Source organism: Allokutzneria multivorans, assembly GCF_039537405.1.
Classification (GTDB): Bacteria; Actinomycetota; Actinomycetes; order Mycobacteriales; family Pseudonocardiaceae; genus Allokutzneria; species Allokutzneria multivorans.
Window position 1 is genome coordinate 354,443 of sequence record NZ_BAABAL010000003.1, and the last position, 20,092, is coordinate 374,534.

At 69.4% G+C, this 20,092-nt stretch carries 17 protein-coding genes and 1 CRISPR repeat array; of the genes, 11 read left to right on the forward strand and 6 right to left on the reverse strand.

Going from position 1 to position 20,092, the window contains the following annotated elements; all coding sequences use genetic code 11:
- Positions 1 to 69: 69 nt before the first annotated feature.
- Positions 70 to 966 carry an alpha/beta fold hydrolase gene (locus ABD798_RS01930; protein ID WP_344870692.1) on the forward strand — a complete coding sequence of 299 codons (897 nt, stop codon included), beginning with the start codon at positions 70 to 72 and terminating at the stop codon, positions 964 to 966.
- Here ABD798_RS01930 and ABD798_RS01935 read toward each other — a convergent pair.
- From ABD798_RS01935 to ABD798_RS01945, 3 genes are all read right to left on the reverse strand, one after another.
- Positions 963 to 1,910: a sugar-binding transcriptional regulator gene (locus tag ABD798_RS01935; protein WP_344870693.1), complete on the reverse strand. Its 948-nt coding sequence runs from the start codon at positions 1,908 to 1,910 to the stop codon at positions 963 to 965. The genes ABD798_RS01930 and ABD798_RS01935 overlap by 4 nt on opposite strands.
- An 830-nt stretch (positions 1,911 to 2,740) precedes the next feature.
- Positions 2,741 to 3,199 carry an Imm1 family immunity protein gene (locus tag ABD798_RS01940; protein ID WP_344870694.1) on the reverse strand — a complete coding sequence of 153 codons (459 nt, stop codon included), beginning with the start codon at positions 3,197 to 3,199 and terminating at the stop codon, positions 2,741 to 2,743.
- A gap of 407 nt (positions 3,200 to 3,606) precedes the next feature.
- A CRISPR array of direct repeats spans positions 3,607 to 3,939; the repeat unit is 28 nt; unit sequence GGACCACCCCCGCTCGCGCGGGGAAGAC.
- Positions 3,940 to 4,276: 337 nt separating this feature from the next.
- Positions 4,277 to 4,801: a hypothetical protein gene (locus tag ABD798_RS01945; RefSeq protein WP_344870695.1), complete on the reverse strand. Its 525-nt coding sequence runs from the start codon at positions 4,799 to 4,801 to the stop codon at positions 4,277 to 4,279.
- Between the two features lie 659 nt (positions 4,802 to 5,460).
- On the opposite strand from ABD798_RS01945, the gene ABD798_RS01950 reads away from it, so the two are divergent.
- Together ABD798_RS01950 and katG are read left to right on the forward strand one after the other, a co-directional pair.
- Positions 5,461 to 5,919: a Fur family transcriptional regulator gene (locus ABD798_RS01950; protein WP_344870697.1), complete on the forward strand. Its 459-nt coding sequence runs from the start codon at positions 5,461 to 5,463 to the stop codon at positions 5,917 to 5,919.
- The gene (katG, locus tag ABD798_RS01955) at positions 5,912 to 8,149 is read left to right on the forward strand and encodes a catalase/peroxidase HPI (RefSeq protein WP_344870698.1); all 2,238 of its coding nucleotides are present in this window, start codon (positions 5,912 to 5,914) and stop codon (positions 8,147 to 8,149) included. The genes ABD798_RS01950 and katG overlap by 8 nt, the downstream gene beginning before the upstream one ends.
- A gap of 47 nt (positions 8,150 to 8,196) precedes the next feature.
- Here the strand turns inward: katG and ABD798_RS01960 are convergent, their stop codons facing one another.
- Both ABD798_RS01960 and ABD798_RS01965 read right to left on the reverse strand, forming a co-directional pair.
- Positions 8,197 to 9,546, reverse strand: a complete 1,350-nt coding sequence (locus ABD798_RS01960) for a tryptophanase (RefSeq protein ID WP_344870699.1) — start codon at positions 9,544 to 9,546, stop codon at positions 8,197 to 8,199.
- A gap of 126 nt (positions 9,547 to 9,672) precedes the next feature.
- Entirely contained in the window at positions 9,673 to 10,299 is a 627-nt protein-coding gene (locus ABD798_RS01965) for a DUF6226 family protein (RefSeq protein ID WP_344870700.1), read from the reverse strand.
- A gap of 101 nt (positions 10,300 to 10,400) precedes the next feature.
- Between ABD798_RS01965 and ABD798_RS01970 the strand changes: the two genes are divergently transcribed.
- Together ABD798_RS01970 and ABD798_RS01975 are read left to right on the forward strand one after the other, a co-directional pair.
- Positions 10,401 to 11,261, forward strand: coding sequence for a sigma-70 family RNA polymerase sigma factor (locus ABD798_RS01970; RefSeq protein ID WP_344870701.1), 861 nt, complete (start codon positions 10,401 to 10,403; stop codon positions 11,259 to 11,261).
- A 92-nt stretch (positions 11,262 to 11,353) separates the two neighbouring features.
- Positions 11,354 to 12,094: an SDR family oxidoreductase gene (locus tag ABD798_RS01975; RefSeq protein ID WP_344870702.1), complete on the forward strand. Its 741-nt coding sequence runs from the start codon at positions 11,354 to 11,356 to the stop codon at positions 12,092 to 12,094.
- 6 nt (positions 12,095 to 12,100) lie between these two features.
- Here the strand turns inward: ABD798_RS01975 and ABD798_RS01980 are convergent, their stop codons facing one another.
- Positions 12,101 to 12,424: a trypsin-like serine protease gene (locus tag ABD798_RS01980; RefSeq protein WP_344870716.1), complete on the reverse strand. Its 324-nt coding sequence runs from the start codon at positions 12,422 to 12,424 to the stop codon at positions 12,101 to 12,103.
- Between ABD798_RS01980 and ABD798_RS01985 the strand changes: the two genes are divergently transcribed.
- The 6 genes from ABD798_RS01985 to ABD798_RS02010 all read left to right on the forward strand — a co-directional run.
- Positions 12,315 to 12,614 carry a hypothetical protein gene (locus tag ABD798_RS01985; RefSeq protein ID WP_344870717.1) on the forward strand — a complete coding sequence of 100 codons (300 nt, stop codon included), beginning with the start codon at positions 12,315 to 12,317 and terminating at the stop codon, positions 12,612 to 12,614. The two genes, ABD798_RS01980 and ABD798_RS01985, sit on opposite strands and share 110 nt — an antisense overlap.
- A gap of 403 nt (positions 12,615 to 13,017) precedes the next feature.
- Positions 13,018 to 14,823 carry an ABC transporter ATP-binding protein gene (locus tag ABD798_RS01990; protein WP_344870703.1) on the forward strand — a complete coding sequence of 602 codons (1,806 nt, stop codon included), beginning with the start codon at positions 13,018 to 13,020 and terminating at the stop codon, positions 14,821 to 14,823.
- A complete protein-coding gene (locus ABD798_RS01995) occupies positions 14,795 to 16,111 on the forward strand; it encodes a glycosyltransferase (protein WP_344870704.1) in 1,317 nt (438 codons plus the stop codon). The genes ABD798_RS01990 and ABD798_RS01995 overlap by 29 nt, the downstream gene beginning before the upstream one ends.
- Positions 16,108 to 17,346 carry a glycosyltransferase gene (locus ABD798_RS02000; RefSeq protein ID WP_344870705.1) on the forward strand — a complete coding sequence of 413 codons (1,239 nt, stop codon included), beginning with the start codon at positions 16,108 to 16,110 and terminating at the stop codon, positions 17,344 to 17,346. The genes ABD798_RS01995 and ABD798_RS02000 overlap by 4 nt, the downstream gene beginning before the upstream one ends.
- Before the next feature lie 5 nt (positions 17,347 to 17,351).
- Positions 17,352 to 18,512, forward strand: coding sequence for a cytochrome P450 (locus ABD798_RS02005; RefSeq protein WP_344870706.1), 1,161 nt, complete (start codon positions 17,352 to 17,354; stop codon positions 18,510 to 18,512).
- 95 nt (positions 18,513 to 18,607) lie between these two features.
- Positions 18,608 to 20,092, forward strand: a 1,485-nt coding sequence (locus ABD798_RS02010; RefSeq protein WP_344870708.1) for a condensation domain-containing protein, incomplete at its 3' end; no start/stop codon positions are given.

Sequence of the window (20,092 nt, forward strand, 5' to 3'; positions counted from 1 at the left end):
TTGCCGCTGGCTGGGCGCTGGTGCGTGAATTCCCCGACACCGCAACGCATCCGCACCGGAGGCAGGCAAATGAGCACAACGGGCCAGATCCACGCCAACGGCATCGACTTCGACTACCTGGAGGACGGACCGTCCGACGGGCCGCTGGCGCTGTGCCTGCACGGATTCCCCGACCACGCGCCGACCTTCGACCGGTTGCTGCCCGCGCTGGCCGCCGCTGGCTACCACGCCGTGGCGCCGTGGATGCGCGGCTTCCACCCGACCGGCCTCGCCGCGGACGGGCGCTACCAGTCCGCGACGATCGCGCTCGACGCCGTCGCCCTCGTCGAGGCGCTCGGCCGCCCCGGCGCCGACTCCGTCGTGATCGGCCACGACTGGGGTGCCGTCGCCGCTTCCGGGGCCGCAGTCCTTGCGCCGCAACGGCTTCGGGGCATCGTGAGCATGGCGCTCCCGCACCCGGCGGTCGCGCTGGGCAAGCTCGGCGGCGGAGACTTCAAGCAGATGAAGCGCGCCTGGTACATGTGGCTGTTCCAGATGGACGACGCGCCGGAGGCCTTGCTCAGCGCGCCCGGCGGCGACCTCGTGGACTTCCTGTGGAAGCAGTGGTCGCCCGGCTTCCGCCCGCCCGCCGAGGACATGGCGCCGATCAAGGACCTGTTCACCCGGCCCGAGGTCGTGCGCGCGACGCTGGCCTACTACCGGCACACCCTCAACCCCAAGCTCCAGGCGCCCGACCTCGCCGAGGTCCAGCAGCAGGTGATGGGTGGCACGAACCCGTTGCGCGCGCTGTACATCGGCGGTGCCGACGACGGCTGCTTCTCCTCCGACTACCTGGCCGAGAGCGCCGCGTTCTGCACCGTCGCGCCCCGCATCAAGGTCGTCGACGACTGCGGTCACTTCCTGCACCGCGAGCGCCCCAACGCGGTGAACCGGGCGATCCTGAACTTCCTCGACGACCTGCACTAGCCGGTGCTCATGACGGCGCGGGCCAGCTGCCGGTCGCACACCAACGTGGTGACCATGCGACCGCGCAGCGCCCCCGCGACCGCCGTGGCCTTGTGCGCACCGGCCGCGATGATCACCGTGTTCGCGATCGACTCCGTGCGCCCTCCGATGATCCGCTCATCGACCGGAAGTTCCACGCTCCGCCCGGCCCTGTCGTAGAAGCGGCCGCAGATCTCGCCCACCACTCCGCGCGCACGGGCTCGCTCTCGCTCCGTCCAGCTCATCCTCGCGCGGTCCAACAAAATTCGGTTCGAGCCCCGGTCGAAGGCCCCCACGCCGACGATCGCCACATCCGCTTCGCACGCGCGGTCCAGCTGGTAGGCCACGCGCGCGTCCGCGCAGAGTTCTCGTGCTTCCGCCGCCGAGCCCACGACCGCCGGGACGTTCGCGTACGAGTACGTTCCGCCCAACTTCGCCGCGAGTTCGCGCACCACGTCGTGGTTGCTGCGCGTCGGCAGCACGTCGATGTCGCCGCCCAGCTGGCTCACGTCCACCCCGTACCCGCGCCGCGCGCACACCCTCTCCACCGCCGCGCGCACCGAAGTCCCCCACGCGATCGACACCCGCTGCCCGTCGTCCAGGTGCTCCACCAACCACTCCGCCGCCGCTTCACTGGCCACGTCCAGCGGATCGATCCTCGCTTCCGGCGGCGGTTCTGCCACCACCACCGCGGCTTTGAGGCTCTTGTGCGCCCTCAGTAATTTCCGCTCCCACAACGCATCCCGCTCCGCCGGGTAGCTCAACTGGAACCTGATCACTCCCTGCTCGCGCGCGTCCCTGAGCATCCGCGAGACATTGGACCGGCTCACGTGCAGCCTGTCGGCTATCTCGCTCTGCCGCGCCCCCTCCACGTAGTACAACCGTGCCGCTTCGAACAGATCCGCCCCGCTGCGCCGAGCCGTCATGCGCCGATTGACCCACCGCCGTTCTTCGCTTACAAGGCATGCGCGCCGCTTCGTTTTGATCTTGTTGTCTTGTTTGGCGGCAAGGCAAATTCCGCTCGCGTCAGTGCGCACGGACCCCCGCTGGCGCGGGGAAGTTCCAGCTCGACGACCGTGCGCTTCTCGCCTTCTGGACCACCCCCGCTGATGGCGGGGAAGGACACATCGAACACCTTGCCTGCCTGGTCCTTGTCTGGACCACCCCCGCTCGCGCGGGGAAGACCTGGTCCACCGCCGCGACACGGCCCTACACCTGGGACCACCCCCGCTCGCGCGGGGAAGACTCGCTTGCACCACTTGCCGACCGGGGGTCCCATGGACCACCCCCGCTCGCGCGGGGAAGACCGCCCCGCCATCGCCGACGCCCAGATGGCCATCGGACCAGCCCCGCTCGCGCGGGGAAGACACTTCTTGACCTGGGTGTTTGCGTGGAGATGTTCCCGTTTTACATGGGTTTTGTTGGTGACTTCGGGACGTGCTGACGGGTCGAGTTTGCCATCTGGAAGGACTGGGTGGCGGTTTAGCTGGATGGGTATTCCCATTGCGGTCCGGTGGGGTCGTCCAACCGGATGTGCTGCTTACCGGAGGTGGCGGCAAGACCGAACCAGTCCGTGTTCGGTCCACTGTTGGTGTGCGTGTTCGACGTGCTGCCATGGGTCGTGGCGGCCGAGGACACGGACCTTGTCGAGGTCGTTCTCAGTTCAGCGCAGGTTGAGGATGTCCAGCCATGCCGGGAGGCGTCCTTGATCACCAAGGACACGTGGCCGGTGGAGCGTTAGCCCATTGCCTGTCGATCAGATCAGCCGTGCAGGTTGCCAGTTCACGCACATGGGGAGCTTGCCTGTGGAGGCGAATTCGGTGACTGCTTTGCGGACGAGTTCGAGTGGGATGGTGGCGCTGCGGTCGAACTCGGTGCCGTGGCCTGGGTCGAAGTATGAGGTTGGCGTTTCTGCGGGTGTATCAGGGTTGAAGGTGTCCCAGGCGGATTCTTCGTCGGCGAAGTTGATGGCTCCCCAACCGTCCTCTGGCAAGGTGTAGACGCGCATCTGGTGGCGAGGGAACTCGTTCTCCTCAACGTCGTGCGCGCGCACGCTCCGGCAAGGGCGGTCCCAGAGGTAGAGCAGGCTGGCCCACTGCGGGTGCTCGACGTCGATCACCCGAGCGAGGACTTCTGCCTTCTCTTCCTCGGTGCGCGCGTAGACGAAGCGGTTGTCGATGATCGCGGTGAGGATCAGTTCGGCGCTGCTGGTCATGGCTGGGCCTTCCCGGGAAGCTGTAGCGGTCTCGTGGCGCCTGGCTCCCAGACGACCAGGGTGGAACCGCGCGGCAGGATCGCTCGGACGGCGTATATGCAGCCGTACACACAGTCGCAGACCTCACCGCGATCAAGCACACCAGCTTCGACTGGGTCACCGCCGCCGACTACCGAGACTTCTGCAACCGCTACGGACACGACGTCACCGATTGGGCAGGCTTCGACCTCCTGCGCGACATCCGCGAACTGCGCATAACCTGCTACATGGCACAGCACGCAGGCGAAAACCCCGATGCGGCCGCAGAAGCCCGCCACCGAGTCGACTGCTTGCGTAGACGCACCGGCCCGCGTCCATGGCGGTGGGTTCCCGCGCCCTGACGCGCTGACGTCTGCGGGGTCTGGGCCGGACCACCCCCGCTGGCGCGGGGAAGACGGGAAAGACAGCGGCCGGAGACGCCTGTACCGCGGACCACCCCCGCTCGCGCGGGGAAGACCGGTGGTACACGGTGTCGCGGTGCTCTTCCCACGGACCACCCCCGCTCGCGCGGGGAAGACTCCCAGAACAGCGCGGACTCGGTGACGGGCTGGGGACCACCCCCGCTCGCGCGGGGAAGACATGCTGGGCCTAGACGTCCACCACGTCACCGCCGGACCACCCCCGCTCGCGCGGGGAAGACGTTGTGGCCGTACACCTTTTCACCCCCTTTCCGGGACCACCCCCGCTCGCGCGGGGAAGACACTTCTTGAACTGGGGCTTTCCGACGTGGATCGGCGATTCAGCATGGGTTTGTGTCATGAACGCCTGTCGAGCTGGGCAACACGCTCACGGCAGATGCCCAGCGCGCCACATCGGCAGACGTGGCCTAGGCATTGTCCAGCACGTCGTTGAGTTCGCCGGTCTTCAAGACCGCCAGACCCCCACTCCAGCGGTCTTCAACCACGACAAACCTTCGGCCGCCTTGGGGTATGGGGTCGTTAACGATGATCAACAGGGGGTTTTGGTGGTCTTGAAGACTGACAAACCCCGCGCTGCCGGAGATGTTCGGGGTGATGACTTGCAGGAATCCGTTGGTGGTCAGGCCTGGCGGGGAGGTTGTTGGCTCGCGAAGTCGTGCCAGTACTCGGCGGTTGAGCTGGCCTGCTTGACGACGATGTCCGGTGTGGGTGGGGCGGGCCAGAACTGCAAGAGGTAGTGGTCGATCAGGGGCTCGTCGTCGAGCGTGGTGTCTTCCTCCTGCGCGGCTTCCATGTCCTTGCCGCTGTAGCGGACGCGGTAGTCGGTTTCGGTCAGGCCGAGGTCCCAGGATTGCTCGCCCGCCCACTGGGTGAGCATCGCTTTCGCGCGAGGGTGGAACGACGCTTCGACAATGTCCTCCCAAGTTTCGTCCAGTGGTGGGGGCTGTTCGTGCAACTCCACCGTGAGGCCGACGTCGCCCGTGTGCAGGCCGGTGACGAAGAACAGGTGGCCGGGCACCGCAGCGCCGCACAATCCGTTGCGCTGTCCGGCGAAGCACTCCTCCATGCCCGGCGTTCCGCCGCCTGCCTCCACGTAGAACTGCCCGTAGTGGACAGGCATCTTTCCCTCGAACACCGTCCGCACGCCTTACCTCCTGATCCGAAGACTTCCGCCAGTCGACCGGTGGTAATGATGGACGAGAGGTCTGACGCTCTCTGCGGAGTGGGTCCCCGCACGCGCGGGGAAGACAGCGTGCACACACTGCACGCCTGGACGGTCGTGGGATCACCCCCGCTCGTGCGGGGAAGACTGGGACGGGTTCGCCGTCCACACCGAGCAGGGCGGACCACCCCCGCTCGCGCGGGGAAGACACCGCGCCACCGGCCACCGTGCAACTCACGGGTGGACCACCCCCGCTCGTGCGGGGAAGACACTTCTTGAACTGGGACTTTCCGGCGTGGTGTGGCGTTTCAGCATGGTTTGCGTTGGTGCTGGCAATGCTTGGCGTCGTGCTTGAGCGTAGAGGCCGGGGTGGTGAACCGGGCGGGGTGGCGGGACGTATGTCTTTGCATGGCGATGGGGGAGGTTGACCGATCGGGAACGGCTCAGGGGGCGCGCGGGTGGCTGTGGCAGGTGCCGGGAAGTCGGGATCGGGAGGGGCCGGTGCCTGCGTAGGGCTGTCCATAGTGGACGGACACCCGGACGGACACCCGGACGGGCGCGGGCGGCGCGACGGACAACGCGTTCACGGGTGGGTGGCTGAACTTGACTCATTCCAGAAAAGGCGTGAGACTGCGGTGGTGATGGCGACGCCCCCGGACTACGAGCGCATGCTGCGCGGGGCGGACCTGCGCGTGACGAAGCCGAGGTTGGCGGTGTTGGCGGCGGTGCACGAGCACCCGCACGCGGACACGGATTCGATCATCGGGGTCGTGCGCGAAGGCCTTGGCGCGGTGTCGCACCAGGCGGTCTACGACGTGCTGCGGGCGCTGACGACGGCGCGGCTGGTGCGGCGGATCGAGCCGCCGGGGTCGGTGTCGCGCTACGAGGCGAGGGTGGGCGACAACCACCACCACGTGGTCTGCCGGAGGTGCGGCGTGATCGCGGACGTGGACTGCGCGGTGGGCGCGGCACCGTGCCTGCACGCCTCGAACCACCACGGTTTCGTCATCGACGAGGCCGAGGTCATCTACTGGGGCCTGTGCCCCGACTGCTCCACAACTACCACCACAACCGGTTCTCGGAAGGATTCGCGTGGCTGACAGCCCAGACGCCGTTGTTGGCGAGATGAACGTGGAAGGCGCGGGCGGGTGCCCGGTCTCGGCGGGTCGCATCAGTCACCCGACCGAGGGCGGCGGCAACCGCGACTGGTGGCCGAACCAGCTCAACCTCAAGATCCTCCGCAAGCACTCGGCCGTCGCCAACCCGATGGGCGAGGACTTCGACTACGCGGAGGCCTTCCTCGGGGTCGACCTGGACGCGCTCGCGGCGGACGTGGACGCGGTGCTGACCACGTCGAAGGACTGGTGGCCCGCCGACTTCGGCCACTACGGGCCGTTCATGATCCGCATGGCGTGGCACAGTGCGGGCACCTACCGCATCCAGGACGGGCGCGGCGGCGCGGGCGCGGGCATGCAGCGCTTCGCCCCGCTGAACAGCTGGCCGGACAACGGGAACCTGGACAAGGCCCGCCGTCTGCTGTGGCCGGTCAAGAAGAAGTACGGCCGCTCGGTGTCCTGGGCCGACCTGATGATCTTCACGGGCAACCGCGCGCTGGAGACGATGGGGCTCAAGACCTTCGGCTTCGCCGGTGGCCGCGCGGACGTGTGGGAGCCGGACGAGGACGTCTACTGGGGCCCGGAGCGCACCTGGCTGGGCGATGAGCGCTACAGCGGCCAGCGCGACCTGGAGAACCCGCTGGCAGCGGTCCAGATGGGCCTCATCTACGTCAACCCGGAGGGCCCCAACGGCAACCCGGACCCGCTGGCCTCGGCGCGCGACATCCGCGACACCTTCGGCCGGATGGCGATGAACGACGAGGAGACCGTCGCGCTGATCGCGGGCGGGCACACCTTCGGCAAGGCGCACGGCGCCGCAGACCCCGACAAGTACGTCGGCGCGGAGCCCGAGGGCGCGCCGCTGGAGGAGCAGGGCCTGGGCTGGCGCAACAGCTTCGGCTCCGGCAAGGGCCGCGACACCATCACCAGCGGCCTGGAGACCACCTGGACCTCCACGCCGACCCAGTGGGGCAACGGGTTCTTCGACAACCTCTTCGGCTACGAGTGGGAGCTGACCAAGAGCCCCGCCGGTGCCCACCAGTGGCAGCCGAAGGACGGCGGCGGCGCGAACACCGTCCCGGACCCGGAGACCGGTGAGCTCAACCGCCCGCCGACCATGCTGACCACGGACCTGGCGCTGCGCTTCGACCCGATCTACGAGCCGATCTCGCGGCGCTTCCACCAGAACCCGGCGGAGTTCGCGGACGCCTTCGCCCGCGCCTGGTTCAAGCTGACCCACCGCGACATGGGGCCGATCCAGCGCTACCTCGGCCCGCTGGTGCCGCAGGAGAAGCTGCTGTGGCAGGACATCATCCCCGAGGTCACCCACGAGCTGGTCGACGACGCGGACGTGACCGCGCTCAAGGCCAAGGTGCTGGACTCCGAGCTCTCCACCGCCGAGCTGGTCTCGGTCGCGTGGGCCTCGGCGTCGACCTTCCGCAGCAGCGACAAGCGCGGTGGCGCGAACGGTGCGCGCATCCGCCTGGAGCCGCAGCGCTCCTGGGAGGTCAACGAGCCCGACACGCTGGCGCGCGTTCTCCGTGTCCTTGAAGGCATCCAGGTCGAGTTCAACGCCTCCTCGGGCAAGCAGATCTCGCTGGCCGACCTGATCGTGCTGGCCGGTTCCGCCGCCGTCGAGCAAGCCGCCAAGCGCGGTGGCGTCGACGTCACGGTGCCGTTCACCGCGGGCCGCGCGGACGCCACCCAGGAGCAGACGGACATCGAGTCCTTCGCCGCGCTGGAGCCGACCGCTGACGGCTTCCGCAACTACCGGGGCAAGGGACACCGCCTGCCCGCCGAGTTCCTGCTGGTGGACCGAGCGAACCTGCTGTCGCTCAGCGCGCCCGAGCTGACCGTGCTCGTCGGCGGTCTGCGCGTGCTCGGCGCGAACTTCCAGCAGTCCGAGCTGGGTGTGTTCACCGCCGACAAGGGGTCGTTGACCAACGACTTCTTCGTGAACCTGCTCGACCTGGAGACCGAGTGGAAGCCGGTTGACGGCAGCGGCTCGGACGCCGAGACCTTCGAGGGCCGCGACCGCTCCACCGGCCAGGTGAAGTGGACCGGCAGCCGCGTCGACCTGGTGTTCGGCTCGAACTCCGAGCTGCGCGCCGTCGCCGAGGTCTACGCCAGCGACGACGCGAAGGAGAAGTTCGTCCGCGACTTCGCCGCCGCGTGGACGAAGGTCATGGACCTCGACCGCTACGACCTCTCCTGATCTGAGGCTGGACTGACGGCCCCCGGGTTCACGCCCGGGGGCCGTTGTCACGCAAGGGGTTGCAGTCGCGAGGTGAAGTGCCGCAGCATCGCGGGCTGCTCGACGATCCGCATCCCGGGAATGGACGCGGCGCGCGCGGCGACGGCGGCCGCTGTCTCTGCGACGTACTCCAGGTGGTTGCGGGTGTAGACGCGGCGCGGCAGAGCGAAGCGCAGCAACTCGCGCGGCGCGGGCACATCAGGCCCACCGGCCGGGTCGACGCGGCCGAAGCACAGGGTGCCCAGGTCGCTCGTGCGCACCCCGCCCTCGGCGTAGAGAGCGCACGCGAGCGCGTTCGCGGGCAACTCCTGCAAAGTCAAGTGCGGCAACAGTTCCGCCGCGTCCACGTACACCGCGTGGCAGCCGGTCGGGCGCAGCACGGGCAACCCCGCCTTGGCCAGCTCGTCGGCGAACCACCGCGCGGACTCCGCCCGGTACCGCAGGTAATCCACATCGGTGACCTCCAGCAGCCCCTGCGCGAGCGCGTCAAGATCGCGCCCGGCGAGGCCGCCGTAGGTGCTGTAACCCTCGGAGATGATCAGCTGGTCCCGGCACCGCGCCGCGAGTTCCTTGTCGTGCAAGGCGATCATCCCGCCGATGTTGGCGATGCCGTCCTTCTTCAAGCTCGCGCAGCACCCGTCGGCGAGCTCGAACATCTCCCGAGCCACCTCGCGCGGACTGATCCCGTGGTAGGCCGGGTCGCGCTCGACGATCAAGTACGCGTTCTCCGCGAACCGCGCCGCGTCAAGCAAGAGCGGGACACCGTGGGCATCGCAGACCTCCCGCACGGCGCGCGCGTTGGCGATCGACACCGGCTGCCCGCCACCGGCGTTGTTGGTCACCGTCAGCACGACGCAGCCCACTGCGGCGCCTGCTTCCAAGAGCGCGCTCAGCGCCGCCACGTCGAGGTCACCGCCGAACTCCGAGGTGAGGTCGGGCAGGTCGACCACGCGCGCGCCGAGCGCTTCGACGTTGGCGCGCGTGGTGTCGAAGTGGGTGTTGCTGACGCTGATCCGGCCCGGCCCGAGCAGGCAGGAGAACAGGATGCGCTCCGCGGCCCGGCCCTGGTGCACCGGGATCACCTCGGGGTAGCCCGTCAGCTCGGTGACGACCCGCTCGAAGCGACGGAAGGACCGCGCGCCCGCGTAGGACTCGTCACCGCTCAGCAACGCCGACCACTGCGCGGCCGACATCGCCCCGGTACCGGAGTCGGTCAGCAGGTCCACCGTGACCTGGTCGGCGTCGATCCGGAACAGGTTGTAGCCCGACGCGCGCAGCGCAGCCTCCCGTTCAGCCCGGCTGAGGAACGGGATCGGTTCGACCGATTTGATCCGGAACGGCTCGATGAAACTAGGCATGCGCGCAGCATTTGCCTAGTCATGCCGTGGGGCAAGCTCGCTTCGGAGGCGGGCGAAAGGCTTGAATGTCGTTGTCCCACATGAGAAGCGCTTCAAGTTACTTGAAGTGCTTTCAAGTGAGCGTGCTCAGTTGAACCATCCGGCTCCGGCGAACGCCTCGGTTCCCTGCGGCAGGTCGACGTCTTCACCACCGGCCAAGCGCCGGCACAGCTCCATCATCGCCCCGAGGTCCACGCCACCACCGGCGCTGCCGCCGCCCGGGTGCCACTGCGCGTGCCAGTCCTTGCCGCGCAACACCACGAACGGCCCGCCGACGACCATCGCGATCTTGTCGTCGACCGCCGCGAGGAGGTCATCGCAGCCCCAGTCGCACGCGTCGCAGCCGCAGTCCGGCAGCAACGCGATCTCCAGCTCCGGTTCGGCGACCGCGACCCGCAGCACCGCGTGCTCGGCGTCCTGTTCCAACAGCAGCAACGGCAACGTGCCCGCGCGCGTCGAGGTGATCTTCGTGCCCCGGTCGAAGTTCTCGCCAGGGGCGATCGGCTCGACGCGCACTCCCGGCTGCTGTCCCAGGTGCTCCGTCCAAGCACGGGCGCGCGCGTGGACGATGTCGTAGCGCGAAGGCTCGGTGACCCGCGAGTACTCCTCATCGCGAGGTTGCGCGCCATCGGGATGCGGGTTCGCCCACGACGGCATGCCCAGCCCGTCGAAGCTCTCCGCCACCCGCGCCCGCAGTTCGGTCGAAGTCACCATGCCCCCACCATAAGCACACGGGGTTTGGTGGTCTTGAAGACTGCGTGACGCCTCAGCCTCGGACGCCCACTAGCCTGGGGCGTTGGGAGAGCGGAGTGCCGATGACGGGTCTGGAGCACGCTGACGCGGTGTTCGCCGGAGTGCGGCCGAGGCTGTTCGGCATCGCCTACCGGATGTCGGGCAGCGTGGCCGACGCGGAGGACCTGGTGCAGGAGGTCTGGCTGCGCTGGCGTGCGGCGGACCGGGACGCGGTGCTCAACCCGGAGGCCTACCTCGCGAAGGCGATCACCAGGCTGGCGATCAACGAGAGCAAGACCGCGCGGGCGCGCCGCGAGACCTACGTGGGGCCGTGGTTGCCGGAGCCGGTGGACACCTCGGCCGACCCGCAGATCGGCGCCGAGCGTAGCGCGGTCCTGGAGCTGGCCCTGTTGGCACTGCTGGAAAAGCTCACTCCGACTGAGCGCGCGGCGTACGTGCTGCGTGAGGCGTTCGACTACCCATATGAGCAGATCGCGGAGATCGTGCGCAGCACGGAGGTCGCGGCACGGCAGCTGGTGAGTCGCGCGCGCAAGCGGTTGACGGGGGAGCGGCGGGCCCGGGTGGAGCTCGCGCAGCAGCGGCGGTTGTTGGCGGCCTTCGTGGCGGCGGCGCGCGCGGGGGACCTGGCGGAGCTGGAGCGGTTGTTCAGCGACGACGTGGTGAGCTACTCCGACAGCGACGGCAAGGCCCGCGCGGCGCGGTCGCCAGTGGTTGGCGCGAGCACCTTGGCGAAGGTCGTCAGCGCGTGGGCGCCGGGATTCTGGCGCGCTGCGGAGACCTCGTTCGTCGAGGTCAACGGGCTGGCGGCGGTTGCTCTGCGCCGTGACGGCGTGACCTTCGCCGTGGTGACGGTGAGCGCGTCGGCGGAAGGCATCGACCAGGTGATGTGGATGGTGAACCCGGACAAGATCACGGCCTTCTGAACCGAGCTGAGCAGACCTGTCACAGCGAGGAGGGCTGTCTTGTCCTAGCTCGTGAACGCCCGCACCACGGCGGGCTCACGAAGGGACCCAGCATGAGGATCGTTGTCATCGGCGGGACCGGGCTCATCGGCTCGCAGGTCGTCGCGCGGTTGGGCGAGCACGGCCACGACGCCGTTCCAGCCTCCCCGTCCAGCGGCGTCGACACGCTCACCGGCGACGGCGTGAAAGAGGTGCTCGACGGCGCGGACGTGCTGGTGGACGTGTCGAACTCGCCGTCCTTCGCCGACGCGGACGTCCTGCACTTCTTCCGCACCGCGACCGCGAACCTGGTCGATGCCGCCCGCAGTGCCGGGGTCGGCCACTACGTCGCGCTGTCGGTGGTCGGCGCCGACCGCCTGCCGGACTCCGGCTACCTCCGCGCGAAGGTGGCGCAGGAGGAGTTGATCACCGCGTCCGGGCTGAAGCACACGATCGTGCGCGCGACGCAGTTCTTCGAGTTCGCGGGTGCGATCGCTGACACCGCAACGGAGAACGGCGTGGTGCGGCTCTCCGGCGGAGGTGTCCAGCCGATCGCGGCGGCGGATGTCGCGGCGGTCGTGGCGCGGACGGCGGCGAGCGCACCCGTCGACGGGGTGCTGGAGATCGGCGGGCCGGAGGCGTTCGGGCTCGACGAGTGGGTCCGCACCGTGCTCGCCGCGCGATCCGACCCGCGCGAGGTCGTCACCGACCCGGGAGCGCGCTACTTCGGCACGCTCCTCGGCCGCGACTCGCTGCGCCCTGGCGCGGGTGCCGAGCTGGCGCCGACGGACCTCGACACCTGGCTCGCGCGCTGATGCAGGTCAGAGCTGGTCGAGCACCCACGCTCGGTGCTCGGCCAGATCGGTGTAGATCCCGGTCCCCTGCCCGCACCGCTCGCGCTGGCGCATGCCCGGACGGGACGTGGCGCCGACCAGCTCCCATCGCCCGTTCGCGCGCACCAGCGCGGGGCCGCCCGAGTCACCGCCGCACGGCCCGGACACGCCGTCGGGGTTGCTGACGCACAGTTCCTTGGACGTGGTCATCGCGCTGTCGGCGTTGGGAACGAGCTTGACGTCCAGCCGCCGCAACTCCGGCGACATCGAGCACGGCGCGTTCAGGTCGACGCAGGTGCGGCCCCAACCGATGAGCCGGAGCCCGGTGCCGACAGCGGGCGAGACCGCCGAGATGGTGATCGGCTCCGCGCATCTCCTCCACCTTGAGCACCGCGATGTCGGCGTACTTCTGGCCGGGACCGACGAGGGTGTGCTCGGGGTGGACGCGGATCTCGGTGATCTGACGGTGGTGCCGCCGGTGTCGCTGCGCGCGCTGCGGTGACCAGGGTCGTGCTGTCCACAATGGACGCTCCGCGCAGGTGGCCGAAGTCGGCGTCGTGCAGCGAGGCGATGAACGGGTACGGCTCGGCGGCGACCGTGCCGTTCGACGATGGCGTCCGCGGGAGCCGTGCTCAAGGTGAGCAGCGCGGTGGCGACGAAGATCAACTGATTTTTTACGCGGATGGACGCTAGTGCACGCGGCCGATCATCCTTATAGGCCAATAGCAAACACGAAGCGTGCGCAAAATTAGTGAGCAAGAGGCTAAAGGAGCAGTTGAAACCAAAGAGATTTAGTCGAACATCAGCACGTTGTCACGAAGCGCTGTTAGCTTCGGGCAAGTCGGACACCTTGGAGGTCGGGGAGGCGGTTCGGCCACGACGAAACGACTGGGGGTCGTGGGCTCATGGGATCGAACGGGTCACCTCGACCCGGCCAGTCCCGGTTCCGGTTGCTGGTGTCCTTCGCGAGGCCGCACTCCGGCGCGCTCGCGCTGGGACTGCTGCTGTCGCTGATGACCACGGCGGCCGGGCTGGCGACGCCGATGATCACCAAGTGGGTGCTCGACTCGGTCGGCTCCAACTCCTCGTTGGTGCGACCGATCGGCGCGCTGCTCGGTGTGCTCGTGATCAGCACCGGTATCCGGTACTGGCAGTGGGTGCTGCTGGGCTCGCTCGCCGAGCGCGTCGTGCTGGAGGCGCGGCGCTCGATGATCCGCAAGCTGCTGAGCGTCACCGTCGGCGGACTGGGCAAGTGGCCGACCGGTGAGCTGGTCACCCGCGTCACCTCGGACACGCTGCTGCTGCGCGAAGCCGCCTCCAGCAGTGTGATCGGCCTGGTGAACGGCTCGATCATGCTGGTGGGAACGCTGGTCATGATGGCGTTGCTGGACATGGTGCTGCTCGCGTCGACCCTGGCGGCGGTGCTGGTGATCATCGCGTTGTTCAGCACCGTGATGCCCGCGATCGCCAAGGCGCAGGAACGCGCGCAGAACTCCGTCGGCCACCTCGGCGGCGTGCTGGAGGGGACCCTGCGGGCGATCCGCACCGTCAAGGCCAGCCGCGCCGAGCGCAGGCAGGCCGACCGGGTGCTCGCCGACGCCGAGGAGTCCACCGAGCACGGCATTCGCGCCGTGCGCAAGGAAGCCACCGCGTCGGGCATCTCCAACTCCGGTCTCCAGTTCGCCATCATCCTGGTGCTCGGGGTGGGCGGGTGGCGGGTGAACCTCGGGCTGCTGGAGACCTCCAGCCTGATCGCGTTCCTGCTCTACGCCTTCCAGCTGATCGACCCGCTCACCGAGCTGACCCACAACGTCAGCACCCTCCAGGCCGGCATGGTCGCCGCCTCGCGCATCCAGGAGCTGGACGCGCTGGAGGTGGAGGTCGACACCTCGCGGCCGAGGGAGTCCGCCACCGAGTCCACAGTGGACCTGAGCCGCCCGATCCTGCGGTTGAGCCAGATCACCGCCGCCTACGGGCCGGGGCAGGAACCGGTGCTGCGCGGGGTCGACATCGACATCCCGCGCTACGGCCACACCGCGATCGTCGGGCCCTCCGGCGCGGGCAAGAGCACGCTGTTCGGCCTGGTGCTGCGGTTCCTGGAGCCGCAGTCGGGGCACATCCTGCTCGACGGCCTTCCGTACTCCGCCTACAGCCACGAGGAGATCCGCCGCCGCTTGGCCTACGTCGAGCAGGAGACGCCGGTGGTCCCGGGCACGATCCGGGAGAACCTGCTGTTCACCCACCCCGAGGCGACCGATGCCGAGCTGCGCCGCGCACTGCGCCGGGTGCGTCTCGAAGACGTGGTCGACGCGCTGCCGGAGGGGCTGGACACCCCGCTCTCGTCGAACTCGGTCTCCGGCGGGCAGCGGCAGCGGATCGCGTTGGCACGGGCGATCCTGCGGCCCTGCGACGTGCTCCTGCTGGACGAGGCCACCGCCCAGGTCGACGGGCTGACCGAGTCGGCCATCCACGACTTCATCACCCGGCGCGCGCGGCACGGCGCGGTGGTGACCATCGCCCACCGACTGTCCACCGTGGTGGATGCGAACACGATTCTGGTTCTGGAGAACGGAAAGGTGCGGGCCCGGGGTACGCACGGGGAGCTGCTGCGCACCGACGCGCTCTACTCGGAGCTGGTGAAGGCGTTGCACATCCCCGCCGACGTCGAGGGAGGAGCTGGCCGTGCGCGTGTTGGTGCAGAGCTACGGTAGCCGCGGCGACGTCGAGCCCTACCTGGCGCTCGCGTGCGCGCTGAACGCCGCTGGGCACGAGGCGGTGCTGTGCGCGCCGGAGAAGTTCGGCGCGTGGATCACCGGTCTGGGCGTGGAGTTCGCCCCGAGCACCAACGCGCAGACGGACATGCTCGCCCACCCGGTCATCCGCGAGGTCATCGAGGACGACGGCAAGGTCAAGGGAACGCGCGCCGACCGGCAGCGCAAACGCCGTGGTCTCAAGGAGATCAAGGCCGAGCTGCTCGACGTCGTCCTGCCGACGATGATGAACGACGTCAAGAACGCCGCAGGCGAGCGCGTCGATCTGGTGGTGTACCGGGATCTGCACGCGCACTACGTGGCCGAGTGGCTCGGGGTGCCCGCCGTGCTCACCTCGCTCGACGGCACCGACGTGCCCTCCAGGCACTACGGCAGCGGTCTCGTTCCGCCCGGCGTGAAGCTGCCCAAGCTGCTGAACCTGTTGTCGCACAAGGTCTCTGACGCGCTCGTGCGCTCCAGTGTCGTGACGAGGCGGACATCGCGGTGGCGGGCCGCCGAGCTCGGCCTGCCCCGCAGGCGCGGCCAGGCCGACATGCTCACCGCGCCCGGTGGCGGGCCGGTCACCGTGCTCAACGCGCTCAGTCCGCGCCTGGCGCCGCCCGCGCCGGACTGGCCGGAGTGGGTGCACACCACGGGTTACTGGACGCTGCCCGCCGACCCGGCGTGGACGCCGCCGCGCGAGCTGGAGCGCTTCCTCGCCGAGGGGGAGCCGCCGATCTTCGTCGGTTTCGGCAGCATCACCGGCGCCGACCCGCGCGAGAAGGGGCGCGTCGTGCGCGAAGCCGTTGCCGCCTCGGGCGTGCGCGCCGTGCTGGTCTCGGCGGACGGCGGTGTCGTTCTGGACGAGCCGACGCCGGACATCATTGCGGTGCGAACGATTCCTTACGGCTGGCTGCTCCAGCGAGTGCGCGCCGCGGTGCACGCGGGGGGCACCGGGACCACGCACGTCGTGATGGCGGCGGGGATTCCCCAGCTGGTGGTGCCGTTCTACGCCGAGCAGCGGGAGTGGGCGCGTCGGCTGCGTCATCTCGGGGTCGCGCCGGAGCCGATCTGGCAGCGCGACCTCAGCGTGGACGGGCTCGCCTCGGCGATTCGAGAGATCACGCGGAACGAGCGAATGGCTTCAGCCGCAAGGGAACTGGGCGAACGGGTCCGCGCGGAGGACGGCACCGGCACCGCTGTCGCGTTGCTGGAACGCGTGCACCGCAGGGCGAAGGAGGCAGCGTGAGGATCGTGATCGCCGCGGTGGGCTCGACGGGCGACGTCGCGCCGTACACCGGACTGGCCGCCCACCTGATCGGGCAAGGCCATGAGGTCGCCATCGCGACGCAGGAGCTGTTCGCGGACGTGGTGCGCGCGTGCGGTGCCGAGTTCCGGCTGATCCCGGGTGACATCCAGGCCGCGATGGCCTCCGAGGACGGCGAGCAGCTGCAACGCGGCGGCGGTGGCCTGCGCGGCGCCCTCGCCACCATGCGCCTGGCCCGCCAGCTCGTCGAGACCGTCGGCGAAGGCATGATCACCGCCACCGAAGGCGCCGAGGCGCTGCTGGTCAACCGCGGCGCCGTGTTCCACGGCTACCTGCTCGCCAAGGCCAGGGGCATCCCCGGCTACGGCCTCGAACTGTTCCCGATGCTGCCCACCACGGAGTTCTCCTTCGGTGACGAGCCGAACAGCTTGGCGGGCAAGGCTTTCCACTGGCTCGTCGACCAGGCGGTCTCGCGCGTGCGCACTCCGCCGGACTCCGCGCTGCGGGCCTTCCAGAAGCGGATCGGGCTCAAGCCGACCGGTCTCGCGGCCGTCGACGACGCCGCGGCCGCCGACCTCGACTGGACCGTCCTGCACGGGTTCAGCCCGACCCTGGTGCCCAGACCCGGTGACTGGCGGGAGAACTCCGACGTCGTCGGCTACTGGTGGCCGCACCGCTCTCCGGACTGGCAGCCGCCCGCGCGGCTCGTCGACTTCCTCGACGCCGGGCCGCCGCCGGTGTTCGTCGGCTTCGGCAGCATGAGCCCCGGCAAGGCCGAGCCGCTGTCCCAGCTCGTGCTCGACGCGCTGCCGCCGGGCACGCGCGCGGTGTTCCAGCGCGGGTGGGCCGGGCTCTCCGCGCAGAGCGATGACGTGATCACCATCGACGAGGTCCCGCACGACTGGCTCTTCCCGCGCATGGCGGCTGTCGTGCACCACGGCGGTGCCGGTACGACCGGCGCCGGGCTGCGCGCGGGCGTGCCGACGGTCTCCGTTCCCGTTCTCGGTGACCAGCCGTTCTGGTCCCGGCGCCTGGAAAAGCTCGGCACCAGTCCAGGGTGGATTCCGGCGGGCGAATTGACCGCGAGCGGCCTTCGCGCACTCATCACCCGAGCCGTTGACGAGCCGTACTACCGCAAGAAAGCGGCTCGTGTCGCTGAGAGCGTGAATTCCGAGGACGGTTTCGGACACGTGGCCAAAGCACTGGAGAACGGGTGACCGACATGGACATTCGTGAGGACAACGCGCACGCCGTCGCCGCCGCGACGGACATCTTCGCCGCGCTGCACGACCCCGCCGTGCGGGCCGAGCCGTACCCGCTGCTCAGCTCGTTGCGCGAGCGCTCGCCCTACACCATGACCGACAGCGGGACCGTGCTCGTCGGCCGCTACGACGACGCCGAGGCGATCCTGCGCGACGGCGGCCTGACCCCGTTCCAGGGCTTGGACGCCGTTGACCACCAGCGGCTGCGCCGGCTGGTCAGCAAGGCGTTCACCCCGCGCGCGATCGCGGTGCTGGCGCCGAGGATCAGCGAGATCATCGACGTCGCGCTGACCGAGGCCGAGCGGCGCGGCTCCATCGACATCGCCGAGGACCTGGCCTACCCGCTGCCGGTGACGATCATCAGCGAGTGGCTGGGCGTTCCCGCCGCCGACAGCGCGCTGCTTCGCGACTGGTCCAGCCTGCTGACCAGGACCTTCGACTTCGACGTCGCGGCCAAGGAGCGCGGGCGGATCGAGCGGGCGAGCGCGGAGTTCGACGGCTACTTCCGCGAGCTGATCGACTACCGGCGGCGGCACCCCGGCGAGGACCTGCTGTCCCGGCTGGTCAGGGCCGAGGAGGACGGCGAGGCGCTGACCTCGCAGGAGCTGCTCTCCACCGTCGGCACGCTGCTGGTCGCCGGGCACGAGACCACCACCAACCTGATCTCCAACGGGGTGCTCGCCCTGCTGCGCAACCCCGACCAGCTCGCGCTGCTGCACGCCGATCCCCGGCTCAGCTCCGCGGTGGTCGAGGAGACCCTGCGCTACGACCCGCCGGTGCAGTTGGTGTGGCGGACCGCGCGGGAGGCCACGACCGTCGGCGGGGTGCCGGTCGGCGCGGGCGAATGGGTGCTGGTCCTGGTCGGGGCCGCCAACCGCGACCCGGCGCGCTACGCCGACGCGGACGCCTTCCGGCTGGACCGGCGCAAGCCCGACCACCTGGGGTTCTCGCTCGGCCCGCACTACTGCATCGGGGCCAGCCTGGCCCGCCTGGAAGGAAGCCTGGTCTTCGACGCGGTCGCCAGGCGGCTGGTGGGCGCCGAGCTGGACGAGGACTCCTTGCGCTATCGGCGTCACGTGACTTTCCGAGGTCCGGAAAGGCTCGTGGTCTCGATGAGGTGAAGCCGCCGGTTCGTCGGCGGTGAGCAAGTACGCGCTTTTCCGCACTGGGGTGGAAAGGCTTGTTTGGCCTGCGTTCTTACTGGGGAGAACGACGAATGCGATCAACCGAGCTTTCGGTGTCGAACGCGCAGCACGAGCTGTGGCTGATCCACCACCTGAACGCGGACCGATCCCTTTTCCGCATCGGTGAGTACGTGCTGATCCACGGCGCGGTCGACCCCGTGCTGTTCGAGTCCGCCATGCGGCGCACCGTCGCCGAGTTCGAGCCCCTGCACGCCCGCTTCACCGAGCACGACGGCGTCGTCCGCCAGGTCATCGAGCCGCGCGAGGACTGGGAGTTCCTGACCGCCGACCTCAGCGCCGAGGCCGACCCCGTCGCCGCCGCCGAGGCGTGGATGTGGGCCGAGCTGTCGCGGCCCGTCGACCTGGCGACCGACCGGCTCTTCGCCTACGGGCTGGTCAAGCTCGGTCCTGAGCTGTTCGCCTGGTACCAGGCCGTGCACCACATCGTCATGGACGCCGCCAGTGGCGCGCTCGTCGCGCGGCGCGTGGCGGAGATCTACTCCGCCCTGGTCGCGGGGGAGGAGCCCGCGGAGTCCTCCGTCGGAGCGTTGCGGCAGCTCGTGGAGCGCGAGGCGCAGTACGTGGACTCCGAGACCGCCGTGCGCGACCGCGAGTACTGGGCGAAGCAGCTCACCGGCCTGTCCGAGGCGACCAGACTCGGTGTGCCGCAACGGGTTCCCGCGCCAGAGCGGTTCCTGCGGCGTTCGGTGCTGATCCCGGAGGAGCGCGCGGTCGAGCTGCGCGCCGCCGCCCGCGCCGAGCGCACCCGGCTCTCCGGCCTGCTGATCGCCACCATGGCCGCCTACGTGCACCGCCTGACCGGCGAGGAGCGCGTGGTGCTGGGCTTCCCGGTGAGCGCGCGCACCGACGCGGAGCTGCGCGGACTGCCCGGCATGGTGTCGAACATGCTGCCGCTCGTCGTCGACGTGCGTCCCGGCACGCGTGTCAGCGATCTCGTGCGCCAGGTGACGCTCGACGTGCGGATGGCGTTGCGCCACCAGCGTTATCGCGGCGCTGACCTGGTGCGCGAGCTGGGCGTGGCCGACACGCTGCGCTCACTCGTCGGCCCGAAGATCAACATCATGGCCTTCGACTACGACCTGCGCTTCGCCGGGCACCGGGCCAGCACGCACAACCTCGTCGCCGACGTGGTGGACGACCTGTCCGTCTCCGCGTACGAGCGCTCCGACGGCACCGGTGTGCGCATCGACTTCGACGTGAACCCGCGCTACCACTCGCACGCCGACCTTGAGGCTCACGAACGGCGTTTCCTTCGTGTGCTGGAAGGAATCGCGTCCGGTCAGGACCTCGTCGTCGGCGAGCTCGACCTGCTGGACGCCGCTGAGCGCACACGAATTCTCGTTGACTGGAATGACACTTCGCGCACGCTGCCCGCCGTTACCTTGCCCGCGCTGTTCGAGGCGCAGGTTCTTCGTGTGCCCTCGGCTGTCGCTGTTGTCGCCGGTGGTTCTTCGTTGACTTATGCGTCGTTGAATGAGCGGGCGAATCGTGTTGCT